Raw genomic sequence first — 24944 nt, 5'->3', positions numbered from 1 at the left:
GGCGTGTAGAGGGAGCTGCCGGTGGCGCTTATGAGACATGCGGCGGTTGGAAGTTCTGTCCGCTGCGGTATGGCGAGCAGAAGGACTGGGTCACGGCCGCTCGGTGATCTCGTTTTGAGGCTATGCGGTGAGTTCGGTGGGCAGGGCGCTTTCGTCGGTTTCTGACTCGATCGGGTGGAATCGGGCCTTGGCGAGGATTTCGTGACCCATATAGCGGCGGGCCTCAGTCCCGCCAGATCTCGCGTGGGAACGCGGTGAATGCCAGCACGTCGCCCCGGGTGGCCTCGACGCAACCGGGGACAGCTCGGGGGCCAACAGTCAGTAGTCTGCCCAGTGAGCCTCCGCAGCACGTCTGTTGGGCGTGAAACGGATGAGGTGCTAGTGCAACAGGGGTTGCCCGTGGGATCCGGGAATGGCGACGAGCAGACACTTGCAAGCTCGCCGAGCGATAAGACGCGTGCAGCGAAGTTCATGGAAGAGCAGCTGATGCCGAACACCCAGGCAGCCGCCAGCATGGCGGACGGTGGTGGGGTACGGCAGCCGCCTCTCGTCGCCCGCATGGCATCCGTAGCGCCCATAAACCCCCTGATCAAGCAGGACACCGGATTGAAAGGGCTCTCCGGCTGGGCCTCGGACCAGGGTGTCTCAGACGCTCTGATCGTTTGGCTGGGACAGGCGAACCGGCTGATGGGGCGGCTGCAGCGGGAGGTGAACTCGCTGCACGGCACGAGGAATCTCTTCCAGAACCAGGACGCCGCCGTCGGCGCACAGGTATCAGCGGTACGGCTCCCAAGCGGTTTCGACGGAATGTGACGGCGAGCGGCCATGACGCTGAGCTACCACGACGTGATGACGGCCGATCTGTCTCCGCTCGCGGATGTGTCCGAGGCGTGGAAGAAGATGGGTGACCGCTTCGGCGAGCTGAAGACCGACTACGAGAAACACGTCCAGGGCGTGCTGGGCAACGGGAACTGGCAGGGGCTGGCCTACGCCGCGCAGCAGCACAACGCCTCGGCTACGGCCTTCGAGTACGGGGCGGCCAAGGTGGAGGCGCTGGCCATCGCCAGTCTCCTCACTGACGCGCACACCGAGTTGACCCGTCTACAGAAGGCGGTCAAGGACCTGGTCCACGATGCCGAGGCGATGGACTACAAGGTCAACGGCTCCGGCAAGGCGACTTACGTCGGGTACGACAACCTCTCCGAACAGGAGCGGTACACCCTCCACCACGACCCCGACTATCCCCAGCTGCTGGCCGATGCCCATGCGAAGGCGCAGAGCTGGACCGACGCCATCACCAAGGCGGTCAAGGCCGTTGAAGACGCCGACCAGAGCGTTAAGCGGGCGCTGGCCCGTGCGACGAGCGATGTTTCGGCGGACGGAACCGGGTTCGGCGGGTTTAACGCGCAGGCCGTGGGTGACCTAGCGACGGCTGGTACGCCGGACTCCAACACCACCACGAAGACCGACGGGTGGGTCTCGGAAGGAGACAGCGAGGCCTCCGGCCCTGGCGTCGGGACATCGGTCACTGGGCCTGACACCGGGGCTGGCAAGCTCGGCGAGGCCGAGGCACATGCCGACCTCGGCCGTGCGAGCGCGGAGGGGTCGCTCACCAACGGCCCGATGAAGCTGGCCGGTGGGGCCGAGGTCTATGCGGGCGCCAAGGGCTCTGCGGCTGGCGGCATCACCAACGAGGGCCTCCTGGGCGAGGTCGGAGGCTTCGCGGGTGGTGAAGCATCGGTCAAGGGGCGAGCCGACGCTGGCCCCGTCGGGGTGTACGGCCGGGTGGAGACCATGGCGGGCGGCGAGGCAGGGGTTAATGCCGGGATCGGCCTGGAGGGGGTGAGCGTGGGGGTTGAGGGGTTTGTCGGTGCGAAAGCTGGCGTCTCAGGGGGCGCGGACATCGGCGGCATCGGAGCGGGTGGAACTGTAGAGGGTTGGGCCGGCGTCGGGGCCGAGGCCGACGCCACCCTCGGCAAGGGCGAGGACGGCAAGTGGACGATCGGCGCGACGGTGGGTGCCGCCGTCGGACTCGGGGGCGAGGTGGGCTTCGAGATTACAGTTGACCCGGGGAAGGTCGCCGACACTGCGGGCGATGCGGCCAACGCCGTGGGCGATATGGCCGGGACGGTCGGCGATGCGGTCGGTGGACTGTTCTAAACACGATCCTGCAAACCCACCGTCGTAGGCACGCTGCCACAGATTAAGGAGGGCCGAGATGCCCACGACCCTGCCCGTACCGATCCAGTTCGAACTGCCGGAAGGCTGGCACGCCGCACCGCCGGATGAGGTCGGCGCACCGGGTGCGGCCTTCGTAGCGCTGCATCCGCAATCTGATGCGGGATTCACCGCGAACATCACGATCGACGGCGAGTACCGTCCGGACGCGGCGACGCTACCCGAGATCGCCGACGAGTCCGCGGCCCACCTGCGTCAGGCCACCGTGTCAGTCGAGGTCACCGAGCGGCGCGAGATCGGCTCTGCGGATGCGCCCGGTCTCACGCAGACCCTGGCAGTCTCGGCCGTCGTCGGCGGCGCGACCCGTGACCTCATCCAATCCCAGGTTTACCTGGCCATGCTGGACCTTGCCGATGCGCGCAGGCGGGCAGTGATCCGCCTGATCCTGACGGCCTCCACTTCCCAACACCTGGCTGTCCTGGATGACTTCCGGGACTTCGTACGCACAGTCCGTCCGGATACCGACGCGGCTTCATAGCGTGTGTCAGGCAGTCGGCAAATCTTGCACCTGCAACCCGACCCCTCATAGGTTGACTTCATGGGACTCTTTGACAAGCTGACCGGAACCAAGCGCCCCGCCGACGGTGCCGCCCCGCAATCAGCCGCTGAGGTCAAGGCGGCCCTGCTCGGTCTCAACAGCCCCGATGCCGCGTACGTCATCAGGGACGGCCGTGCGGAGGGCGCCGACTTGGTGGCCGAGTGGCGCATTCTGGAACCGGCCTGGCGGACATTCTTCGTCCGCGCCCAGGTGCGTCGAGTGTTCCAGGTCCGCATGCGCCTGGTTCCGGAGAAGAACGAAGTACGATCCCTCGACCAGCAATACGAGGTCACGTGGGTTGGAGACACCCCTCGGTTGGCCATCGCGACCGAGGCTCAACGTGGCCAGGTACAGACAGTATCGAAGCGCTGGACACTCGGCGGCGGCGAAGACGGCGGCCTCGAGTCTGCCGAGACGTTCAGATTCGACAGCGCTGACCTGAAGAATCCCCTGCAGGACACCGTCCTGGGCGCCGGATGGACCTGGCGCGGAGTTATCACTGGCAAGCTGTAAGGTCGGTGGGCCGCTAAGTCGCTGCCCTGGTGCGCGACATCCCATATCCGACAGTGCAGGCACTTTGCGCGCGGCACGCTCAGCCCGCTGGAGTGCGAACTCCGTTCCCCAACTGCACGTGACGTGCGCGTCGCGTCGGCGAGCGTCTGACTAAATGATCCGCCCTTCGGTCACAGCTCCCGTGAAGTGTGCCCACGCCTCCCGTCCTACCCATGCCCACGGCAGCTCCGGGTGCTTGGAGTCGCGCACGGCGATTTGGTGGGCGTTGTCGGCGACCTCGACGCAGGCGTTACCCGATGCCTCGGAGTGCGACGACTTGAGCCACTTCAACTCGGACAAGTAGGGCACCTCTTACAAGTCTCTGGCGATCTCGAGGATGCGGTCCCTCGACTCACTCGAATTCAATGCCACCTGTTCGACCAAGTCCAGCCGTCGGCGGAAGTTGGCCAGTTGGGTAGGTGAGTCGAAGAAGACCGCACCGATCGGAGAGTCGACCTCGACCGTGTCCAGGTGCGGGCTGGCGGCAGCGACGTACATCATCGTGTCGCCGGCCATGGGGAAACCCTCGGCGGTGAAGGGGATCACGTGCAGGCTGACATTGGGGCGCTCGCTCTCCTCAAGCAGGTGATCCAGCTGGGCCTTGGCCACTCGGGAGCCCCCGGTACGCATCCGGAGGGCGGTTTCGTGAACCAGCCCCACGTACGGCACGCCTGGATCGCCCGCAATCACGACGTGACGGGCGAGTCGGTGGGCGATCCTAAGCTCCACTTCCAGTCGAGGTAGCGCCGGAACGAACAGGTCGAAGAGTGCGCGGGCGTGATCCTCGGTCTGGAAGAGGCCGGGGATGTGAGCGGTCTGGAGCGTGCGCAAGGCTGTGGCGTGGTGTTCCAGTTCGGCGACATCCAGGAAGTCTGGAGGGATCTTCCCCCGATACTCATCCCACCAGCCCTTCGAGCGCCCGCCGGTCATCGTGGCGAGGGCGTTGATGAGTTCGAAGTCGTCACATTCGTAGATGCTTGCCAGCCTACGAAGCCGCTCCTCGCTGATGCCGAACCGTCCGGACTCGATGTTGGAGATCATCGTGCGGTCCACACCGAGTCGCTCTGCGGCAACCGGCGCGGACATGCCGACGGCCTCGCGCAACCGCCGGAGTTCCGTGCCGAATCGACGCTGATTGACGCTGGGGGTGTGCCGTGGGGCCATCGATCAACTCCTTGCTCGCGCGCACAGTTTGCCGATCCCGGGAGAGGGCGTCCAGCAGGATCGTTATTAATACTCGTTTTAGTGAAGTTGGTAGCACGCGTTTTAGTCATCCCGCTAACTTGTGACGTAGGACACCGCCAACTCCTCAGTGAGGCACACGATGGACACCCCCATTCCCTCCATCCCCGCCCCCTTCGACGCCACCCCCACCCGAGTCGGCTGGGATGCATCCGCGCTCGACCCGTGCCGCCCCATCGCGGAAGCCCGGCACCGTGCACGCGTCTGGGTCCAAGAGCAGTGGAAGCTCCTGGACTTGGCCGACTCCGTGGAAGTCGCCGTGGCGGAGCTGTGTACGAACGCCGTACGGCACGGCGGCGGGCTCGCGGGGCTGGAGCTGGTCCTCGGGGTGTCCCGTGAGTTCGCCCCGCCGATGCTGCGGGTCATGGTGAGCGACCGCGACCCGGATCACACACCTGAACTGACCGCCGACAACGATGTGTTGACCGAGAGCGGGCGGGGGCTGCGTCTTGTTGCGGCACTGTCGCGCCGGTGGGGCTGGTATCGGACAGGATTCGACGAGAAGCAGGTTTGGTGCACCTTTGTGATCACGTAGACGACGCGGACCACGTGGACCATGTAGATCACGTAGAGGGAGGAAGGGGCCCCGGCCGCCGACCAGCGCAGCCGGCGACCCTCGGAACCACCTCAGCACTCGACCGGAACCACCCCCACCTGCACCAACGGCTTCCCCCGCCTCCGAGACACGAAGACCCCCCGCCCCGCAGGCATCATCCGAGGCCGGACCCCACCCAGAACGTCCCCTTCGCCCGGGTCACCGGCGAGCACGACCCCCTGTGCTCCCAGTTCCTTGATCCGCTGCATGAACGGCTCGTACGAAGCGCGCCCCGCTCCCGCCGTGGACCGCGCGATGATGAACCGCACGCCCACGTCCCGTGCGAACGGCAGCATCTCCGTGAGGCCGCCCAGTGGGTTGCCGCTCGACGTCGACACCAGGTCGTAGTCGTCGACCACCACGTACACCGTCGGGCCCTGCCACCAGCTCCGGTCCCGGAGCTGCTGTGCGGTGACGTCCGCTGTGGGTGTGCGGCGTTGCATCAGGTCGGCCAGGGCGGTCATGTGGTGGTCCATGGTGTTGGACATCGGGATGTACTCGGCCAGATGCGAGGCCGGCGTCACATCGAGCAGCGATCGCCTGTTGTCGACGACGAACAACTTGCACTCGTCGCCCGAATACCGCTCCGTCAGCTGCTTGATGAGCAGCCGCAACAGGTTCGACTTGCCCGACTCGCTCTCTCCGAAGACGAGGAAGAACGGGTCCTGTTCGAAGTCGACGAAGACCGGTTCAAGGTTGTCCTCGTCCAGCGCGAACGCCACACCGCGGCGCGGGAAACGGTTGCCCGGCGGCAGTTGCCCGGCGGGGAACTCGCGGGGCAGCAGCCGGACTTCGGGGGCGCCGGGTGCCTGCCAGTGCCGGGCGACCTCCGTGGACAGGGCCGCCGTCGCGTCCGCGAGGTCGGTGTCGGACGTCAGGCCGTCGATGCGCGGAACGGCGGCCATGAAGTGCAGCTTCTGCGGCGACTGGCCGCGGCCGGGGACGCCCGTGGGGACGTTCGCGGCCACCTTGCGGTCGATCTCGGAGTCCATCGTGTCGCCGAGCCGCAGTTCCAGTCGGTTCATCAGGTGGTCCTTGAGGTTGGCCCGGACCTCCATGGACCGCGACGCGGTCAGGACCACGTGGATGCCGTAACCGAGACCCCGCGCGGCCATGTCCAGGACGATGCCCTCCAGCGCCTCGTAGTCCGCGCGGAAGTTGCCCCAGCCGTCGATGATCAGGAAGACGTCGCCCCACGGCTGGTCCGTGACTGAGATGTCGCCGCGTGCCCGGCGGGCGCGGAAGTCCGCGATCGAGGCGATGCCGGACGAACGGAAGTACTCCTCGCGGCGCGTGAGGACGCCGTATGCCTCGGCGACCGTGCGCCGCACCTTCTCCGGGTCCAGCCGCGACGCCACTCCGCCGACGTGCGGCAGTCCGGCGACGGCCGCCATGCCGCCACCGCCGAAGTCGAGGCCGTAGAACTGCACTTCGTGCGGGGTGTGGGTGAGGGCGAAGGAGGTGATCAGTGTGCGCAGCAGTGTCGACTTGCCGGACTGCGGGCCGCCGACGATCTGCATATGGCCGGCCGCGCCCGAGAAGTCGGCCCACAGCGGGTCGCGGCGCTGCTCGTACGGCTTGTCGACCAGACCGAGGGGTACGACCAGGCGCCCCGCGCCCTCGTATCCGGGCTGGGTGAGTCCGCGGCCCGGTACCGCCGAGAGCCCCGGCAGCAGCCCGTCCAGGGACGGCGGGCTGTCCAGCGGGGGCAGCCACACCTGGTGGGCTGCCGGTCCCTGCGCCTCCAGGCGGCGCACGATCACGTCGAGCACCGTGTCCGCGAGAGCGTCATCGGTGTCCGGGGACTCCGTACGCTGCCGCGGCACCGCGACGTGCCGCACGGGCACCTCCGCCGCCGTGAACAGCACGGGCCTGCGGTCCACCGGAAGCGGCCCGCCGAGCGCGGCGGCCTGCGCCGAACCGGTGCGGTGGACACCGGAGACGTACGCCGCCTTGAAGCGCACCATCTCGTCCGTGCCGAACTTCATGATTCCGGAGCCGGGGACGTTCGGCAGTTCGTACGCGTCGGGGACGCCCAGCGCCGCGCGTGATTCCGCGGCCGAGAAGGTGCGAAGACCGATGCGGTACGAGAGGTACGTCTCCAGTCCCCGCAGCCGGCCCTCCTCCAGCCGCTGCGAGGCGAGCAGCAGATGCACGCCCAGCGAGCGGCCGATGCGGCCGATCTGCACGAACATCTCGATGAAGTCCGGCTTGGCGGTGAGGAGTTCGCTGAACTCGTCGATCACCAGGACGAGCGACGGGATCGGCTGCAGCGGGGCACCGGCCGCGCGCGCCTTCTCGTAGTCGTGGATGTTGGCGTAGTTGCCCGCGTCGCGCAGCATCTCCTGGCGGCGGTTGAGCTCGCCGCGGATGGAGTCGCCCATACGGTCGACCAGCGTCAGGTCGTCGGCGAGGTTGGTGATCACGGCCGCGACATGTGGCATCTGCGCCATGCCCGCGAAGGTCGCACCGCCCTTGAAGTCCGCCAGCACGAAGTTCAGCGTCTCCGACGAGTGCGTGACCGCCAGCCCCAGGACCAGCGTGCGCAGCAGCTCCGACTTGCCGGAACCCGTGGCGCCGACGCACAGCCCGTGCGGACCCATGCCCTCCTGCGCGGCCTCCTTGAGGTCCAGCATCACGGGACGGCCGTCCTCGCCGAGACCGATCGGCACGCGCAGCCGCTCGGCGAGCGAACGCGGCCGCCAGGTGCGCTTGGTGTCCACCGACGCGGCGTCCCCGAGGCTCAACAGATCCGTGAAGTCGAGGTTGGCGAGCAGCGGTTCGTCGTCGTCACCGCCCGCGGCCATGCGCAGCGGGGCCAACTGCCGTGCCAGCGCCTCGGCGGACTCGTACGAGAGAGCGTCCGGCGTGCCCTCGTAGACGATGCCGTGACCCGACTCCAGGTGCAGCGCCTGCGGTTGTACGACGATGGAGAGGTCGCCGCCCGCTCCGGTCGGCTCACCGGGGACGATCTCGATGACCGTCACGCCCTGCAGCCCCTCGGGCGTGGCCAGGACGGAGTCCGGCGGCAGCGAGAGGCTGTCGAGGACGACGACGATGTGCGGCTCCTCCGGGAGCGGCGCGGCACCGGGGTGGAAGCGCGGCCGGCCCGTCAGCCGGGTGGCCAGCAGTTCCTCCAGCTCGCGGGCGTCACTGCTGATCAGCCTGCGGCTGCCCGCCCCGTCCACGGAACCGGACAGCTGAACGTGCGGCAGCCACTTCGCCCACTCCCAGTGCGGCAGGGCCTCCCGTCCCGCCGCGACCACGATCATCAGGTCCTCGGGGGAGTGCAGCGAGGCCAGCGAGCCGGTCAGGGCCCGTGCGGAGGCGCGTACGGACTGGGGCTCACCGCTCACCGTGACGTGGTAGAAGGCGCGCAACGACACCGCCATCGGCAGGTCGTCCAGGGTGCTGTGGGTGGCGACGAATCGCTGCATCGCGCCAGCCGTCAGTGGCTCCAGCTGCTCGACGGGACCGGTCTCGGGGGAGACCAGCGGAGTGGCGAGCCCCTGCGGACCGAGTCCGATGCGCACCTGCGCGAAGTCCTCGTCGCCCGGCCGGCGTTCCCACACCCGGCTGCCCTCGGCGACCAGCGCCCACAGCTGCTCGGGGGAGGGGTGCAGGTAGTACTGCGCGTCGCGCTGAGCCTTGGCGGTGCCCAGGGCGGAGCGCCGGGTCTGCGACAGATAGCTGAGGTAGTCGCGGCGCATGTCGGCCAGCTGCCCCTGGGAGCCCCGGCGGAAGCGCACCACCATGGCGATCGACATGGCCACCGTCGAGGCGATCATCACCATGCCCATGATCTTCATGAACGGCTGCCCGTTCGTGAAGAAGAAGACCACCGAACCGCCCATGCCGAGCGTCGGCAGCAGTTGCATGAGGACGCTCTCCTGGTGCCCGCGCGGGAGCTCGGGCGGAGGCTGCAGGACGACCTCCTCGGCGGGCACTTCGGACGGCAGCGCCCGAGGCGGGCGCTTCACGACGATGTGGCTCACTGCTCACCAATTCCCTTGCCGGACCCGGTCTTCCGCCCGCCGCCCCGTGTCGGGCGGGCGCCGGCCGCCGCGTGATCCTACTGAGTTCGCGGGTCACCGGCGGGCGGTAGGGTGCCGGATATTCGCGTGAGCACACGCGAACAAGGTCGAGGAATCAGGGTGTTACGCGCGGGACCGAACCGCGCGGGGCCTTGAGAAGGGCCGGGCAGCCGCCTTGCCGCCGCTTCGCCGCACATGCTGCGGAGCGCACCGGACAAGAGGTGCAGGACCTTCACGCCATCGACGTACAACCATCACCGAGATCGCTGACGTACAACCATCACCGAGATTGCTGACGTACGGCCATCTCCGAGATCGCAAACGTACGACCACCACCGAGATCGCAGACGCGCCACCATCACCGAGGGGGAGCAGCAGGTGAGCATGACGGCCACCGGGACAAGAGGGCCAGGCCCGGAAGCCCCTTCAGGGGCGAGCACGGGCCTCGGCTTCTGCCGGGTCACCATCGTCGCGCCCGACAGCCGGATCGACGTGGCGCTGCCCGACGACATTCCGGTCGCCGACATCTATCCGGAGATCCTGAGGCTGTCCCGGCAGAGCCCCGCCGAGGGCGCTCCCGTCGGATACCACCTCGTACGCAGGGACGGCAGCGTCCTGGACAGCTCCCGCTCGTTCGCTGCCCAGCGCATTCTCGACGGCGAACTGCTCAGCCTGCGCCCCTTCTCCGAGTCGCTGCCGCCCGCCGTCTTCGACGACGTGTCCGAGGCGGTCGCCTCCGCGGTGACGCGCGAACACACCTTGTGGGGCGGTGACCTGACCCGTGCCGCGGGTCTCGTCGGCGGGGGCGTCCTGCCGACCCTGCTCGCCTTCGTGGCCTGGACCGCCGATCCGCTCCACGACATGCACAGCCTGCCCGGCATCCTCGCGGGCGTGACCGGCGTCCTCATGGTCGTCCTGGCCGCCGTCCGTGCCCGTGTCTACGATGACCGGGCCTCGGCTGTCGCGCTGGGACTCGGCGCCCTTCCGAACATGGCAGTGGCGGGCTCCGGGCTGCTGACCCTTGCCGACGGCCAGGGCATCGGCGGGCTGCAGTTCCTCCTCGCCTGCGCCGCCGTGCTGGTGGCCTCGGTGATCCTCACCCTCTGCTCACCGCGCGGAGACGGCCCGTTCGTCGCCTTCGTGTTCGCCTCTGCCATCGGCCTGGTCGCGGAGTTCGTGTCGATCCTCGTGCACTGGACGCCCAAGGAGACGGCCGCGCTGTGCGCCCCGATCGCCGTGGGAGCCCTCGCCTTCCTGCCGGGGCTGTCCATGCGCTTCGCCCGCCTCCCGATCGGCTTCGAGCCGCCGAACAGCACCAGCACGCGCAGCGCGTACGGCACCGATCCGGCCCCTCAGGAGCCGATCGACGCCGAGCGGATCAGGGCCCAAGCCCGACGCGGTCACGAACTCCTCGTCGGCCTCGTGGGCGGCTGCGCCCTGGTCGCCGTGGCGGCCTCGGCGGTGCTCGGCTTCTCCTTCGACCTGTGGGCGCAGTTGCTCGCCTTCGCGACCGGCCTCGCGATGCTGATGCGCGCCCACCTCTTCCGCTACACCGCCCAGGTGGCACCCGTCCTGGCCGCGGGCCTCGGTGCGCTCGTCCTGCTCGGCCTCGGCCTGGCGCTCAACCCGCCGCAGTCCCTGATCCGCGACGCCCTGAGCGGGGACCGTGCGGCTCTCGACGTCCGCACCGTCTGGCTCGTCGCTGCGATCGCCGCCGCGGCCGCACTGGTCACTTCTCTCGGCCTGATTCTCCCGCGCGGAGGTCTCACCCCCTTCTGGGGCCGTTTCCTGGAGATCGCCGAGGGCTTCGTCCTGCTGACCCTCGTCCCCCTGACGCTCGCCGTCTTCGACGTGTACGCCTCTGTTCGGGCGATGACCAGTTGACGGGCGCGAGGGGGGTCGTGCGGACAGCCCTCGGCACCGGGAGTGCCGCGTAAGGCCGTAGGACGCCGACAGGCGACCGGCGCGACATGCACGTCGCGCCGGTCGCCTGTCGGCCGCTTAGGTCGTTCCTGTTCCGGTGGTCGCTATTCCGCCGTGAGCCCGCTGTTGTGCGGCGCCGGCTCCAGATCGAACTCCCCGTCCCGCGCCCCGAGCACGAAGGCGCGCCACTCCGCCTCCGTGTACCGCAGGACGGTGTCCGGGTCGAGGGACGAGCGCATGGCCACCGCACCCTCGGGCAGGTAGGCGATCTCCACCCGCTCCTCGTGCTCCTCCGTGCCTGGCGCGCTGTGCCATTCGACGCCCGAGATGTCGAGGGCGTAGAGCTCGTCCTTCTCCCGCTCCTTGCGTGCCCTGACGTCCTGGTCCTCTGCCTCGGCCATGTTCGACCGGCCCCTTCCCCACGTACGTGCGAACAGTGCGGTCACCCTATGCGCTCGCTCCTGGCATGCCCCGGGAAACGGGCTGGTAGTCGCCGGTACGGGTCTTCGCACTCCGTCCACGCGCGGACAGGGGTACCCTCCGCGCCACAGCCCTGTCACGCCTCTGTGACGACGTGCCCATGTCAGGCCAACGCTGGCTAGTGTCCTCCGCATGAATCTCCACGACGCACACCTGCTGGCCATCGGCGGACGACGCGGCGGCTACCGTCACACGTATGGGGGCGGCCACCACTACGGAAGCGGCGGAGGCGGGTCCTCCATGATGTGGATCATCCTCCTGGTGATCCTGGTCGTGGTCCTCTGCATCTGGACGGCCAAGCGTCAGTCGGACTGACACCCGCGGCCAGGTGGGCTGACACCCGCGGCCAGTCGGACTGAACACCCGCCGCCAGGCGGACTGACACCCGTGCGCCAGGGCGCATCGACCCCCGGGATGAGGTCGTCGTATGCCCTGGTATCCTGTGTAGCGGCCGTTTGTGTACGCACCCTCGGACCCCGGTGAAGGCGCTCCGCGAGGAGCCGCCCAGGGATCTGGAGGCCGCGCCCAGCGGATCCCCGCCTCCCGAGTAACGGAAGCTCCCCTGAGATGTGGACCAGGGGCACTCGGTGGCACTCACAAGACTACGAGGAGTACGCGTGTCGCTCGACGCCGCTACGAAGAAGCAGATCATCACCGAGTTCGGCCAGAAGGAGGGCGACACCGGCTCCCCCGAGGTCCAGGTCGCCATGCTCTCGCGCCGGATCTCGGACCTGACCGAGCACCTCAAGACCCACAAGCACGACCACCACTCCCGTCGTGGTCTGCTGATCCTGGTCGGTCAGCGTCGCCGTCTGCTGCAGTACCTGGCCAAGAAGGACATCCAGCGCTTCCGTGCGCTGGTCGACCGCCTGGGCATCCGCCGCGGTGCGGCGGGCGCCAAGTAAGACGCCGTGACAGGGAGCGGTTCCCACTGAAGAGGGGGCCGCTCCCTTTTGCTGTACGTGGGGAAACATGCGGAGTGTCACTGCCGCTTTGTAGTGTGGTAGCACAACGCAATACGTAGGACACAGCGTGATACCGCCTACCCGCACCGGGTATGGCGTCATCACGAACACCGAACGAGGAGAAGCGCACCTCGCCGCCGCCGGTCCTCGGTAGTGGCCCCCGGGCGAAAGAGACCCCCGGGTGCTTCGATCGAAGACCGGCCCGCAAGACGGAGCGCTTCTCCGCCACCGTCCCCCTGCCACACGGGCAGAACCGGGACGAAGACGAGGAGAAAACGCTAGTGGAGAACGAGACCCACTACGCCGAGGCCGTTATCGACAACGGTTCCTTCGGCACCCGCACCATCCGCTTCGAGACGGGCCGCCTGGCCAAGCAGGCCGCCGGCTCCGCCGTCGCGTACCTGGACGACGACACCATGGTGCTGTCGGCCACCAGCGCTTCCAAGAAGCCCAAGGACAATCTCGACTTCTTCCCCCTCACGGTGGACGTCGAGGAGCGGATGTACGCCGCCGGCAAGATCCCCGGCAGCTTCTTCCGACGTGAGGGCCGTCCCTCCGAGGACGCCGTCCTCACCTGTCGCCTGATCGACCGCCCGCTGCGCCCGTCCTTCAAGAAGGGCCTGCGCAACGAGATCCAGGTCGTCGCGACGATCATGGCCCTCAACCCCGACCACCTGTACGACGTCGTGGCGATCAACGCCGCGTCCGCGTCCACGCAGCTGGCCGGTCTGCCCTTCTCCGGCCCGGTCGGCGGCGTCCGCGTCGCGCTGATCAACGGCCAGTGGGTCGCGTTCCCGACGCACACCGAGCTCGAGGACGCCGTCTTCGACATGGTCGTCGCCGGTCGCACCCTCGAGGACGGCGACGTCGCGATCATGATGGTCGAGGCCGAGGCCACCGAGAAGACCATCCAGCTGGTCAAGGGTGGCGCCGAGGCGCCGACCGAGGAGGTCGTGGCCGCCGGTCTCGACGCCGCGAAGCCCTTCATCAAGGTCCTGTGCAAGGCGCAGTCGGACCTCGCCGCGAAGGCCGCCAAGCCGACCGCCGAGTTCCCGATCTTCCTCGACTACCAGGACGACGTCCTGGAGGCCCTCACCGCCGCGGTCAAGAGCGAGCTCGCGCAGGCGCTCACCATCGCCGGCAAGCAGGACCGCGAGGCCGAGCTGGACCGCGTCAAGGACATCGCCGCCGAGAAGCTGCTCCCGCAGTTCGAGGGCCGCGAGAAGGAGATCTCCGCCGCGTACCGCTCGCTGACCAAGTCCCTGGTGCGCGAGCGCGTCATCAAGGACAAGGTCCGCATCGACGGCCGAGGCGTCACGGACATCCGTACGCTCGCCGCCGAGGTCGAGGCCATCCCGCGCGTGCACGGCTCGGCGCTGTTCGAGCGTGGCGAGACCCAGATCCTGGGCGTCACCACCCTCAACATGCTCCGCATGGAGCAGCAGCTGGACACCCTTTCGCCGGTGACCCGCAAGCGTTACATGCACAACTACAACTTCCCGCCGTACTCCGTCGGTGAGACCGGCCGCGTCGGCTCCCCGAAGCGCCGCGAGATCGGCCACGGCGCTCTCGCCGAGCGCGCCCTCGTGCCGGTGCTGCCGACGCGCGAGGAGTTCCCCTACGCGATCCGTCAGGTGTCCGAGGCCCTCGGCTCCAACGGTTCGACGTCCATGGGTTCTGTGTGTGCCAGCACCATGTCGCTCCTGAACGCCGGTGTGCCCCTCAAGGCCCCCGTCGCCGGTATCGCCATGGGCCTGATCTCCCAGGAGATCAACGGCGAGACGCACTACGTCGCCCTCACCGACATCCTCGGTGCGGAGGACGCGTTCGGTGACATGGACTTCAAGGTCGCCGGCACCAAGGAGTTCGTGACCGCCCTCCAGCTCGACACCAAGCTGGACGGCATCCCGGCCTCCGTCCTGGCCGCGGCCCTCAAGCAGGCCCGTGACGCCCGCCTCCACATCCTCGACGTGATGATGGAAGCGATCGACACGCCGGACGAGATGTCCCCCAACGCCCCGCGGATCATCACCGTCAAGATCCCCGTGGACAAGATCGGTGAGGTCATCGGCCCCAAGGGCAAGATGATCAACCAGATCCAGGAGGACACCGGCGCCGACATCACGATCGAGGACGACGGCACCATCTACATCGGTGCTGTCGACGGCCCCTCCGCCGAGGCCGCCCGCGCCACGATCAACTCGATCGCCAACCCGACCATGCCGGAGGTCGGCGAGCGCTACCTGGGCACCGTCGTGAAGACGACGACCTTCGGTGCGTTCGTGTCGCTGCTCCCCGGCAAGGACGGTCTGCTGCACATCTCGCAGATCCGCAAGCTCGCCGGCGGCAAGCGCGTGGAGAACGTCGAGGACGTGCTCGGTGTGGGCTCCAAGGTCCAGGTCGAGATCGCCGAGATCGACTCCCGCGGCAAGCTCTCCCTGATCCCGGTCATCGAGGGTGAAGGCGACGACGACAAGAAGGACGACACCGACCAGTGACGTCGAGCAGCTCCACGGCGACGGCCCGCACCTCTTCGGAGGCGCGGGCCGTCGCCCGTACCCAAACACTCGTCAAGGGCGCGAACGGAATCGGCACGGTCCGCAAGACGACCCTCCCGGGCGGCCTGCGCATCGTCACCGAGACCCTGCCCTCCGTGCGCTCGGCGACCTTCGGTATCTGGGCGCACGTGGGCTCCCGTGACGAGACCCCGTCCCTGAACGGTGCCACGCACTACCTGGAGCACCTGCTCTTCAAGGGCACCAGCAGCAGGTCGGCCCTGGACATCTCCTCCGCCCTGGACGCGGTCGGCGGCGAGATGAACGCGTTCACGGCGAAGGAGTACACGTGCTACTACGCGCGTGTGCTCGACACGGACCTGCCGCTCGCCATCGACGTCGTCTGCGACATGCTCACGGGCTCGCTGATACGCGAAGAGGACGTCAACGTCGAGCGCGGTGCGATCCTCGAAGAGATCGCGATGACCGAGGACGACCCGGGCGACTGCGTGCACGACCTGTTCGCGCACACGATGCTTGGCGACACCCCGCTCGGCCGGCCCGTCCTGGGCACGGTCGACACCGTCAACGCCCTCACCGCGGACCGCATCCGCCGCTTCTACAAGAAGCACTACGACCCGACGCACCTCGTCGTCGCCTGCGCGGGCAACGTCGACCACAACAAGGTCGTCCGCCAGGTCCGCGCCGCTTTCGAGAAGGCCGGCGCCCTCAAGCAGACCGCCGCCGAGCCGATCGCCCCGCGCGACGGCCGCCGCATCATCCGCGCCGCCGGACGCGTGGAACTCCTCGGCCGCAAGACCGAGCAGGCCCATGTCGTCCTCGGCATGCCGGGCCTCGCCCGCACCGACGACCGCCGCTGGGCGCTGGGTGTCCTGAACACCGCCCTCGGCGGCGGCATGTCCTCGCGCCTCTTCCAGGAGGTCCGCGAGAAGCGCGGCCTGGCCTACAGCGTGTACTCGTACACCTCGGGCTTCGCCGACTGCGGCCTCTTCGGCGTGTACGCGGGCTGTCGGCCGTCGCAGGTCCACGACGTGCTGAAGATCTGCCGCGACGAACTCGACCAGGTCGCCTCCGACGGGCTGTCCGACGAGGAGATCGGCCGCGCCATCGGCCAGCTCAGGGGCTCCACCGTCCTCGGCCTGGAGGACACGGGCGCGCTGATGAACCGTATCGGCAAGAGCGAGCTGTGCTGGGGCGAGCAGATGTCCGTCGACGACATGCTGACCCGGATAGCGTCGGTCACCCCGGACGAGGTGCGCGCGGTCGCCCGCGACATCCTGGGACAGCGGCCCTCGCTGTCGGTCATCGGCCCGCTCAAGGACAAACAGGCGTCCCGTCTGCACGAAGCGGTCGCGTAGGCACGCGGCCGTCTCGTACGTCCTCGACAGTCCTCGACTAAGGAATCAAGAACATGAGCAAGTTGCGCGTGGCGGTCCTCGGTGCCAAGGGCCGTATCGGATCCGAAGCGGTACGAGCCGTCGAGGCCGCCGAGGACATGGAGCTGGTGGCCGCGCTCGGCCGGGGCGACAAGCTGGAGACGCTGGTCGACGCCGGCGCCCAGGCCGTGGTCGAACTGACCACCCCGGCCTCGGTCATGGAGAACCTCGACTTCTGCGTACGGCACGGCATCCACGCCGTGGTCGGTACGACCGGCTGGACCGACGAGCGCCTCGCGCAGCTGAACACCGCGCTGGCCGGGTCTCCGCAGACCGGCGTGCTCATCGCCCCGAACTTCTCCATCGGCGCCGTACTGACCATGAAGTTCGCGCAGATCGCGGCGCCGTACTTCGAGTCCGTCGAGGTCGTCGAGCTGCACCACCCGAACAAGGTGGACGCCCCGAGCGGCACCGCCACGCGCACCGCCCAGCTCATCGCCGAGGCACGTCGGAAGGCGGGCAGCGCCCCGCAGCCCGACGCCACGACGACGGCCCTGGACGGTGCCCGCGGCGCGAACGTCGACGGTGTCCCGGTGCACGCGGTCCGGCTGCGCGGCCTGCTGGCCCACCAGGAGGTGCTGCTCGGCGGCGAGGGCGAGACCCTCACCGTCCGGCACGACTCCCTCCACCACAGCAGCTTCATGCCGGGCATCCTGCTCGGCGTGCGCCGCGTGGTGACCACGCCGGGCCTCACCTTCGGCCTGGAACACTTCCTGGACCTCGGCTGAGCCGGCGGACCGTCACAGACAGCTGGCAGCAGACATGCGCGCGAAAATCACCTACGCCGTCACGGCAGCCGTCCTGGTCGTCTACTTCGTCCTGGTCGGCAGCCGCGGCGTCATGCTCATCCAGACCGGCACGGTCGTGACCGTCACCTTCGGCATCGCGGTCCTCATCCTTCCGGTGATCGGCATCTGGTTCCTCTGGAAGAACACCCAGTTCGTCCGGAAGGCCAACCGTCTCGCCGCGGAGCTCGACGCCGAAGGCGGCCTGCCCGTCGACGAGTTGAAGCGCACCGCGGGCGGCCGTATCGACCGCGACTCGGCCGACGAGGTCTTCGCCAGGCGCAAGGCGGAGACGGAGGACGCGCCGGACGACTGGCGCAGCTGGTTCCGCCTCGCGATCGCCTACCACGACGCCCGCGACACACCGCGCGCCCGCAAGGCGATGCAGCGGGCGATCGCCCTCCGTGAGGGCAGACCGCCCGTCGAGGCATGAGAACGCGCTCCGACGAGGGATGAGAAAGCGCTCCTACGCGTAGGGGGCCGGCCCGCACCCGCGGACCGGCCCCCTACGCGTTCGCTCAGCCCCGCGCGTATTCCGCGGCCCACGCCTCGACGGCGTCCGCCGCCCGGTCGAAGGCCTCCATACGCGCCAGGAAGTCCGCGCCGTGCGAGGTCAGCAGCGGCGCCTGGTCGTCGGTCGCCCGATCCCTGCGTACGACGGTCAGGGCCTGTCCCTGTACGGTGCGGGGCAGCCCGAGCCAGCGCACCGGCTGCTGGACCGTCCGTACCGCGACGACCTGCTCCCACGGCGTCGTCCGCGTACGGAGGAAGCCCACCCGGCGCAGCCCGAGCGCGCTCACCCAGGTGCCGACGCGCAGCAGCCGCAGGGCGCACAGGATGACGAACACCGCGACGCCCAGGACCGCTCCCGCGCCGGTGACGGTGCCGGTGAGCGCGATGACGACCGCCGCGAAGAGCACGTACGAGGCGAGCAGCAGGAGCAGCGCGGCCGAGGCCACCCGCCAGGGGCCGGGCCGGTACGGGCGCCGCCAGTGGTCGCGGTCGTCGAACGGCAGCGCGAGATCGTCCGCCGCCTCGTCAAAGGCGCGGTCCGCCGTCAGGAAGGGCAGGGGCACGACTGATCCTCACTCAATCCACGCATGGGTGATGCCCGGTGAGGTTATCGAGCCGCGTCTCCGCTCACCACCCTTGGGGGGCCAAGGGGGTATGTCCCACGCCATTCGGGCGGCGTGGGGACGGTCAGCGCCCGTCGGAGGCCTCGGAGTGCTGCGTCGTCGCAGGTGACTTGTCGAGTGACAGCGACGGCATGCCGATGACCAGAGCGCCGACGAGCCCGGCGGTCACCGTGAGGCCCATGAGCCAGCGTCCGGCTATCTGCCCGGCGGACGCCCGCTCGCGGGGCGGGGGAGTGACGTTGCTGCGGAACTGGTCGGCTTCGGCGATGAAGGCGAACGGGACAGGCTCGCGCCGACGGAACATGGGGAACGCTTCTCCTCTTGAGACTCGGAGGGATCCGAGGGATCTACGGGAACTGGTGCATCGGGCGACTCGAACGAATCGCTGTCACCAACACAGACGCTCGAAGAGCCCAAAGGGTGCCCTGTTTCACCGAATTCGCAGAAGTTCGCCGCCGAATGTCGCGGCACGGTACCGAACGCCCCGTTGTCAGTGCCGGGCCGTAGAGTGGTCGCCGCCCGAGAGAAGTGATGGGAAGGACCCTCCAAGCCGTGACCGACACCCCCGCCGACGACCTCAAGCCCAGCTTCCGCAGCGATGTCAGCGTCGAGCTGGTCAAGCACACCGCGTCCGACTCGGACGTGCTGTTCGCCGCCCGTGTCTCGACCGTCGGCGAGCAGTCGCTGGACGAGCTGCAGAAGGACCCCGAGCGGTCCAAGGGCCTGATCAACTACCTGATGCGGGACCGGCACGGCAGCCCCTTCGAGCACAACTCGATGACGTTCTTCATCAGCGCCCCGATCTTCGTCTTCCGCGAGTTCATGCGGCACCGCGTCGGCTGGTCGTACAACGAGGAGTCGGGCCGGTACAGGGAGCTCGAACCGGTCTTCTACGTCCCCGGCGCGGACCGCAAGCTGGTCCAGGAGGGCCGCCCCGGCAAGTACGTCTTCGTGGAGGGCACCGAGGCCCAGCAGGAGCTGGTCTCCCGCACCATGGAGGACTCGTACCGCGAGGCGTACCAGGCGTACCAGGAGATGCTCGCCGCCGGCGTCGCCCGCGAGGTCGCCCGCGCGGTCCTCCCGGTCGGCCTCTTCTCCTCGATGTACGCCACCTGCAACGCGCGCTCGCTGATGCACTTCCTCGGCCTGCGCACCCAGCACGAGCTCGCCAAGGTCCCGTCCTTCCCGCAGCGGGAGATCGAGATGGTCGGCGAGAAGATGGAGACGGAGTGGGCGAAGCTCATGCCGCTCACCTACGCGGCCTTCAACGGCAACGGTCGTGTGGCGCCGTAGGGCACCTCAGTTCTCCCGGTCGGCACAGATGTACGGATCCGTCGAGCGAAGTGTCCGTATTGCGGCATTTCGAGAAGTTCATCTAGCCTGATCAAACGGACCCGGCACTGCTTGAACCCCCGAGCAGGCAGTGCCGGGCTCCACCTTTGTCACGACTTGTCGCCTGCCCCGAGGGCAGACCATGCGTTGAGCAGCGAGTAGCGTGTTACCCATGGCTCCGACCTCCACTCCGCAGACCCCCTTCGGGAGGGTCCTCACCGCCATGGTCACGCCCTTCACGGCGGACGGCGCGCTCGACCTCGACGGCGCGCAGCGGCTCGCAACCCACCTGGTGGACGCTGGCAACGACGGCCTGATCGTCAACGGCACCACCGGCGAGTCCCCGACCACCAGCGACGCGGAGAAATCGGATCTCGTACGAGCCGTACTGGAGGCGGTCGGCGACCGCGCCCACGTCGTCGCCGGCGTCGGCACCAACGACACGCACCACAGCATCGAACTGGCCCGCGCCGCCGAGAAGACCGGCGCCCACGGCCTGCTGACCGTGACGCCGTACTACAACAAGCCTCCGCAGGAGGGCCTGTACCGGCACTTCACGGCCATCGCCGACGCGACCGAACTTCCGGTGATGCTCTACGACATCCCCGGCCGCAGCGGCGTCCCGATCAGCACCGAAACGCTGGTGCGTCTGGCCGAGCACCCGCGTATCGTCGCGAACAAGGACGCCAAGGGAGACCTCGGGCGGGCCAGCTGGGCCATCGCCCGCTCCGGCCTCGCCTGGTACTCCGGCGACGACATGCTGAACCTGCCGCTGCTCTCGGTCGGCGCAGTCGGCTTCGTCTCCGTCGTCGGCCATGTCGTCACCCCCGAGCTGCGCGCCCTCCTTGAGGCGTACATCACGGGTGACGTCCAGAAGGCCACCGAGATCCACCAGAAGCTGCTCCCGGTCTTCACCGGCATGTTCCGCACCCAGGGCGTCATCACCACGAAGGCCGCGCTCGCCCTCCAGGGCCTGCCCGCCGGCCCGCTGCGCGCACCGATGGTCGAACTGTCACCCGAGGAGACCGCGCAGCTCAAGATCGATCTCGCCGCCGGCGGGGTACAGCTCTAACCACAGACTTCACAACTGAATATGTACGACAACGCGGGCCACGGGCCCGCACCCCACACAGACAACTGCTACTGCACGAACGTCATGCGCGCCACGTGCCTTACAGGTACGTGGCGTGTGTGGTGAGGAGAGTCTTTTGAGTCATCCGCATCCTGAACTCGGCGCCCCGCCGAAGCTCCCGAAGGGCGGCCTGCGCGTCACCCCGCTCGGCGGCCTCGGGGAAATCGGCCGGAACATGACGGTCTTCGAATACGGAGGCCGCCTGCTGATCGTCGACTGCGGCGTGCTCTTCCCCGAGGAGGAGCAGCCCGGAATCGACCTGATCCTGCCGGACTTCACGTCCATCAGGGACCGCCTCGACGACATCGAGGGCATCGTCCTCACGCACGGCCACGAGGACCACATCGGCGGCGTCCCGTTTCTCCTGCGCGAGAAGCCGGACATCCCGCTCATCGGCTCCAAGCTGACCCTCGCCCTCATCGAGGCCAAGCTCCAGGAGCACCGCATCCGTCCGTACACGCTCGAGGTGGCCGAGGGCCATCGCGAGCGCATCGGCCCCTTCGACTGCGAGTTCGTCGCGGTCAACCACTCCATCCCGGACGCCCTCGCGGTCGCCATCCGCACCCCTGCGGGCATGGCCGTCCACACGGGCGACTTCAAGATGGACCAGCTCCCGCTGGACGGGCGCCTCACGGACCTGCACGCCTTCGCGCGGCTGAGCGAGGAGGGCATCGACCTCCTTCTCTCCGACTCGACGAACGCCGAGGTCCCGGGCTTCGTCCCGCCCGAGCGCGACATCTCGAACGTCCTGCGCCAGGTCTTCGCCGGTGCCAGCAAGCGGATCATCGTGGCGAGCTTCGCCAGCCACGTCCACCGCATCCAGCAGATTCTGGACGCGGCCCACGAGTACGGCCGCCGGGTCGCCTTCGTCGGCCGCTCGATGGTCCGCAACATGGGCATCGCCCGTGACCTCGGCTATCTGAAGGTCCCGCCGGGCCTGGTGGTCGACGTCAAGACGCTCGACGACCTGCCGGACCACGAGATCGTGCTCGTCTGTACGGGCTCCCAGGGCGAGCCCATGGCAGCCCTCTCCCGGATGGCCAACCGCGACCACCAGATCCGGATCGTCCAGGGCGACACGGTGATCCTCGCCTCGTCCCTGATCCCCGGCAACGAGAACGCGGTCTACCGCGTCATCAACGGCCTGACCCGCTGGGGCGCGAACGTCGTCCACAAGGGCAACGCCAAGGTGCACGTCTCGGGCCACGCCTCCGCGGGCGAGCTGCTGTACTTCTACAACATCTGCAAGCCGCGGAACCTGATGCCGGTCCACGGCGAATGGCGCCACCTGCGCGCCAACGCCGAGCTGGGCGCCCTCACCGGCGTCCCGCACGACCGCATCGTCATCGCCGAGGACGGCGTCGTCGTCGACCTCATCGAGGGCAAGGCCAAGATCTCCGGCAAGGTCCAGGCGGGTTATGTCTACGTCGACGGCCTCTCGGTCGGCGATGTCGGCGAGCCCGCGCTCAAGGACCGGCGGATCCTGGGCGACGAGGGCATCATCTCGGTCTTCGTGGTGATGGACTCGAGCACCGGCAAGATCACCGGCGGCCCGCACATCCAGGCCCGCGGCTCGGGCATCGACGACTCCGCCTTCAGCGAGGTCGTCCCGAGGATCACGGAGGTCCTGGAGAAGTCCGCCCAGGACGGTGTGGTCGAGCCCCACCAGATGCAGCAGCTCATCCGCCGCACGCTGGGCAAATGGGTGTCGGACAACTACCGACGGCGCCCGATGATCCTCCCGGTCGTCGTCGAGGTCTGACCCCCTCGCACGCGCCAACCCGGAGCGGGGCGCCTCGATTTGCATCGAGGCGCCCCGCTCCAGTACGTTTACGTCTCCGCCTGAACGGGAACCCAGCACAACCGCGTGCCTGGACCACCCCGAGCGGGACGGAAATTCCGACTCAGAATCTCTGATAAAGTCGGAGCCGCCGGAAAGGGAAACGCGAAAGCGAAAACCTGGAAAGCGCCGAGGAAATCGGATCGGAAAACGATCTGATAGAGTCGGAAACGCAAGACCGAAGGGAAGCGCCCGGAGGAAAGCCCGAGAGGGTGAGTACAAAGGAAGCGTCCGTTCCTTGAGAACTCAACAGCGTGCCAAAAATCAACGCCAGATATGTTGATACCCCGTCTCCGGCCGATCGGTCGGGGCGAGGTTCCTTTGAAAAAGTCCTTCCCCTTGGGGAAGGCGCACAGCGAGGACGCTGAGAACGGCTGGGCTTATTCCGCCCGGCGGTTCCGCTCAACGCGAGTGTCACGCAGGATTACCTGCATACATTCACGGAGAGTTTGATCCTGGCTCAGGACGAACGCTGGCGGCGTGCTTAACACATGCAAGTCGAACGATGAACCACTTCGGTGGGGATTAGTGGCGAACGGGTGAGTAACACGTGGGCAATCTGCCCTGCACTCTGGGACAAGCCCTGGAAACGGGGTCTAATACCGGATACCACCCTTACAGGCATCTGTGAGGGTTGAAAGCTCCGGCGGTGCAGGATGAGCCCGCGGCCTATCAGCTTGTTGGTGAGGTAGTGGCTCACCAAGGCGACGACGGGTAGCCGGCCTGAGAGGGCGACCGGCCACACTGGGACTGAGACACGGCCCAGACTCCTACGGGAGGCAGCAGTGGGGAATATTGCACAATGGGCGAAAGCCTGATGCAGCGACGCCGCGTGAGGGATGACGGCCTTCGGGTTGTAAACCTCTTTCAGCAGGGAAGAAGCGCAAGTGACGGTACCTGCAGAAGAAGCGCCGGCTAACTACGTGCCAGCAGCCGCGGTAATACGTAGGGCGCAAGCGTTGTCCGGAATTATTGGGCGTAAAGAGCTCGTAGGCGGCTTGTCACGTCGGGTGTGAAAGACCGGGGCTTAACCCCGGTTCTGCATTCGATACGGGCTGGCTAGAGTGTGGTAGGGGAGATCGGAATTCCTGGTGTAGCGGTGAAATGCGCAGATATCAGGAGGAACACCGGTGGCGAAGGCGGATCTCTGGGCCATTACTGACGCTGAGGAGCGAAAGCGTGGGGAGCGAACAGGATTAGATACCCTGGTAGTCCACGCCGTAAACGGTGGGAACTAGGTGTTGGCGACATTCCACGTCGTCGGTGCCGCAGCTAACGCATTAAGTTCCCCGCCTGGGGAGTACGGCCGCAAGGCTAAAACTCAAAGGAATTGACGGGGGCCCGCACAAGCAGCGGAGCATGTGGCTTAATTCGACGCAACGCGAAGAACCTTACCAAGGCTTGACATACACCGGAAAGCATCAGAGATGGTGCCCCCCTTGTGGTCGGTGTACAGGTGGTGCATGGCTGTCGTCAGCTCGTGTCGTGAGATGTTGGGTTAAGTCCCGCAACGAGCGCAACCCTTGTTCTGTGTTGCCAGCATGCCCTTCGGGGTGATGGGGACTCACAGGAGACCGCCGGGGTCAACTCGGAGGAAGGTGGGGACGACGTCAAGTCATCATGCCCCTTATGTCTTGGGCTGCACACGTGCTACAATGGCAGGTACAAAGAGCTGCGATACCGCAAGGTGGAGCGAATCTCAAAAAGCCTGTCTCAGTTCGGATTGGGGTCTGCAACTCGACCCCATGAAGTTGGAGTTGCTAGTAATCGCAGATCAGCATTGCTGCGGTGAATACGTTCCCGGGCCTTGTACACACCGCCCGTCACGTCACGAAAGTCGGTAACACCCGAAGCCGGTGGCCCAACCCGTAAGGGAGGGAGCTGTCGAAGGTGGGACTGGCGATTGGGACGAAGTCGTAACAAGGTAGCCGTACCGGAAGGTGCGGCTGGATCACCTCCTTTCTAAGGAGCATCTAGGCCGCCAGGCATTGTCTGGTGGTCCAGGGCCATTACGTCGGCACACGTTCGACGGTGGTTGCTCATGGGTGGAACGTTGATTATTCGGCCGGATTCTCGGGTCGGAGGCTTGCAAGTACTGCTCTTAGGAGCGTGGAAAGCATGATCTCCGGGCGGAGTCTGGCCGGGCACGCTGTTGGGTGTCTGAAGGTACGGCCGAATACGGCTGCCTTCAGTGCCGGCC

Annotated in this window: 21 protein-coding genes and 1 rRNA gene; 16 read left to right on the top strand and 6 right to left on the bottom strand. The window is 67.6% G+C overall.

Translation table 11 applies throughout. The features are described 5' to 3' along the window. Positions 1 to 471: 471 nt before the first annotated feature. Genes AB5J56_RS13195 through AB5J56_RS13180 form a run of 4 tightly spaced genes read left to right on the top strand, consistent with a single transcriptional unit; the run spans position 472 to position 3289 of the window. The gene (locus AB5J56_RS13195; protein WP_369232897.1) at positions 472 to 813 is read left to right on the top strand and encodes a hypothetical protein; all 342 of its coding nucleotides are present in this window, start codon (positions 472 to 474) and stop codon (positions 811 to 813) included. A 12-nt stretch (positions 814 to 825) separates the two neighbouring features. Next, positions 826 to 2160 carry a hypothetical protein gene (locus AB5J56_RS13190; RefSeq protein WP_369232896.1) on the top strand — a complete coding sequence of 445 codons (1335 nt, stop codon included), beginning with the start codon at positions 826 to 828 and terminating at the stop codon, positions 2158 to 2160. A 58-nt stretch (positions 2161 to 2218) separates the two neighbouring features. After that, positions 2219 to 2716: a hypothetical protein gene (locus AB5J56_RS13185; RefSeq protein WP_369232895.1), complete on the top strand. Its 498-nt coding sequence runs from the start codon at positions 2219 to 2221 to the stop codon at positions 2714 to 2716. A gap of 60 nt (positions 2717 to 2776) precedes the next feature. Continuing rightward, positions 2777 to 3289, top strand: a complete 513-nt coding sequence (locus AB5J56_RS13180; protein ID WP_369232894.1) for a hypothetical protein — start codon at positions 2777 to 2779, stop codon at positions 3287 to 3289. Between the two features lie 150 nt (positions 3290 to 3439). On the opposite strand, the gene AB5J56_RS13175 is transcribed toward AB5J56_RS13180, so the two are convergent. Further along, positions 3440 to 3628 (bottom strand): DUF397 domain-containing protein, encoded by a 189-nt coding sequence (locus tag AB5J56_RS13175; protein WP_369232893.1) that lies wholly within the window; start codon positions 3626 to 3628, stop codon positions 3440 to 3442. A 12-nt stretch (positions 3629 to 3640) separates the two neighbouring features. Then, on the bottom strand, positions 3641 to 4492 hold the full coding sequence (locus AB5J56_RS13170) for a helix-turn-helix domain-containing protein (protein ID WP_369232892.1): 852 nt from the start codon (positions 4490 to 4492) through the stop codon (positions 3641 to 3643). Between the two features lie 160 nt (positions 4493 to 4652). Between AB5J56_RS13170 and AB5J56_RS13165 the strand changes: the two genes are divergently transcribed. Continuing rightward, positions 4653 to 5105, top strand: a complete 453-nt coding sequence (locus AB5J56_RS13165; protein ID WP_369232891.1) for an ATP-binding protein — start codon at positions 4653 to 4655, stop codon at positions 5103 to 5105. A gap of 92 nt (positions 5106 to 5197) precedes the next feature. On the opposite strand, the gene eccCa is transcribed toward AB5J56_RS13165, so the two are convergent. Further along, positions 5198 to 9160 carry a type VII secretion protein EccCa gene (gene eccCa / locus AB5J56_RS13160; protein ID WP_369232890.1) on the bottom strand — a complete coding sequence of 1321 codons (3963 nt, stop codon included), beginning with the start codon at positions 9158 to 9160 and terminating at the stop codon, positions 5198 to 5200. 423 nt (positions 9161 to 9583) lie between these two features. On the opposite strand from eccCa, the gene eccD reads away from it, so the two are divergent. Beyond that, positions 9584 to 11083: a type VII secretion integral membrane protein EccD gene (eccD, locus tag AB5J56_RS13155; protein WP_369242528.1), complete on the top strand. Its 1500-nt coding sequence runs from the start codon at positions 9584 to 9586 to the stop codon at positions 11081 to 11083. A 143-nt stretch (positions 11084 to 11226) separates the two neighbouring features. Here eccD and AB5J56_RS13150 read toward each other — a convergent pair whose 3' ends face one another. Beyond that, the gene (locus AB5J56_RS13150) at positions 11227 to 11523 is read right to left on the bottom strand and encodes a DUF397 domain-containing protein (RefSeq protein ID WP_369232889.1); all 297 of its coding nucleotides are present in this window, start codon (positions 11521 to 11523) and stop codon (positions 11227 to 11229) included. A 211-nt stretch (positions 11524 to 11734) separates the two neighbouring features. Here AB5J56_RS13150 and AB5J56_RS13145 point away from each other — a divergent pair, with 211 nt between their 5' ends. The 6 genes from AB5J56_RS13145 to AB5J56_RS13120 all read left to right on the top strand — a co-directional run bounded on the left by AB5J56_RS13145 (position 11735) and on the right by AB5J56_RS13120 (position 17737). Continuing rightward, positions 11735 to 11917 carry a hypothetical protein gene (locus AB5J56_RS13145; RefSeq protein WP_369232888.1) on the top strand — a complete coding sequence of 61 codons (183 nt, stop codon included), beginning with the start codon at positions 11735 to 11737 and terminating at the stop codon, positions 11915 to 11917. A 302-nt stretch (positions 11918 to 12219) separates the two neighbouring features. After that, positions 12220 to 12507 (top strand): 30S ribosomal protein S15, encoded by a 288-nt coding sequence (rpsO, locus tag AB5J56_RS13140; RefSeq protein ID WP_030945091.1) that lies wholly within the window; start codon positions 12220 to 12222, stop codon positions 12505 to 12507. 341 nt (positions 12508 to 12848) lie between these two features. Beyond that, entirely contained in the window at positions 12849 to 15065 is a 2217-nt protein-coding gene (locus tag AB5J56_RS13135) for a polyribonucleotide nucleotidyltransferase (protein ID WP_369232887.1), read from the top strand. Next, positions 15062 to 16441: a M16 family metallopeptidase gene (locus tag AB5J56_RS13130; protein ID WP_369232886.1), complete on the top strand. Its 1380-nt coding sequence runs from the start codon at positions 15062 to 15064 to the stop codon at positions 16439 to 16441. Before AB5J56_RS13135 ends, AB5J56_RS13130 begins: the two co-directional genes overlap by 4 nt. Before the next feature lie 53 nt (positions 16442 to 16494). Beyond that, on the top strand, positions 16495 to 17247 hold the full coding sequence (gene dapB, locus AB5J56_RS13125) for a 4-hydroxy-tetrahydrodipicolinate reductase (RefSeq protein WP_369232885.1): 753 nt from the start codon (positions 16495 to 16497) through the stop codon (positions 17245 to 17247). 34 nt (positions 17248 to 17281) lie between these two features. Then, positions 17282 to 17737, top strand: coding sequence for a hypothetical protein (locus tag AB5J56_RS13120; RefSeq protein ID WP_369232884.1), 456 nt, complete (start codon positions 17282 to 17284; stop codon positions 17735 to 17737). A gap of 85 nt (positions 17738 to 17822) precedes the next feature. On the opposite strand, the gene AB5J56_RS13115 is transcribed toward AB5J56_RS13120, so the two are convergent. Together AB5J56_RS13115 and AB5J56_RS13110 are read right to left on the bottom strand one after the other, a co-directional pair. Further along, positions 17823 to 18380 (bottom strand): hypothetical protein, encoded by a 558-nt coding sequence (locus AB5J56_RS13115; protein ID WP_369232883.1) that lies wholly within the window; start codon positions 18378 to 18380, stop codon positions 17823 to 17825. A 124-nt stretch (positions 18381 to 18504) separates the two neighbouring features. Then, on the bottom strand, positions 18505 to 18744 hold the full coding sequence (locus AB5J56_RS13110) for a hypothetical protein (RefSeq protein ID WP_369232882.1): 240 nt from the start codon (positions 18742 to 18744) through the stop codon (positions 18505 to 18507). A gap of 248 nt (positions 18745 to 18992) precedes the next feature. Between AB5J56_RS13110 and thyX the strand changes: the two genes are divergently transcribed. From thyX to AB5J56_RS13090, 4 genes are all read left to right on the top strand, one after another. Then, a complete protein-coding gene (thyX, locus tag AB5J56_RS13105; RefSeq protein WP_369232881.1) occupies positions 18993 to 19733 on the top strand; it encodes an FAD-dependent thymidylate synthase in 741 nt (246 codons plus the stop codon). 211 nt (positions 19734 to 19944) lie between these two features. Further along, the gene (dapA, locus tag AB5J56_RS13100; protein ID WP_369232880.1) at positions 19945 to 20844 is read left to right on the top strand and encodes a 4-hydroxy-tetrahydrodipicolinate synthase; all 900 of its coding nucleotides are present in this window, start codon (positions 19945 to 19947) and stop codon (positions 20842 to 20844) included. A gap of 136 nt (positions 20845 to 20980) precedes the next feature. After that, positions 20981 to 22666, top strand: coding sequence for a ribonuclease J (locus AB5J56_RS13095; RefSeq protein ID WP_369232879.1), 1686 nt, complete (start codon positions 20981 to 20983; stop codon positions 22664 to 22666). A gap of 515 nt (positions 22667 to 23181) precedes the next feature. Then, a 16S ribosomal RNA gene (locus AB5J56_RS13090) occupies positions 23182 to 24706 on the top strand. The last annotated feature ends 238 nt before the right edge of the window (positions 24707 to 24944 follow it).

The sequence above is a fragment of the Streptomyces sp. R21 genome (assembly GCF_041051975.1).
Taxonomy (GTDB): domain Bacteria; phylum Actinomycetota; class Actinomycetes; order Streptomycetales; family Streptomycetaceae; genus Streptomyces.
This window is presented reverse-complemented; position numbering and strand designations above follow the sequence as displayed.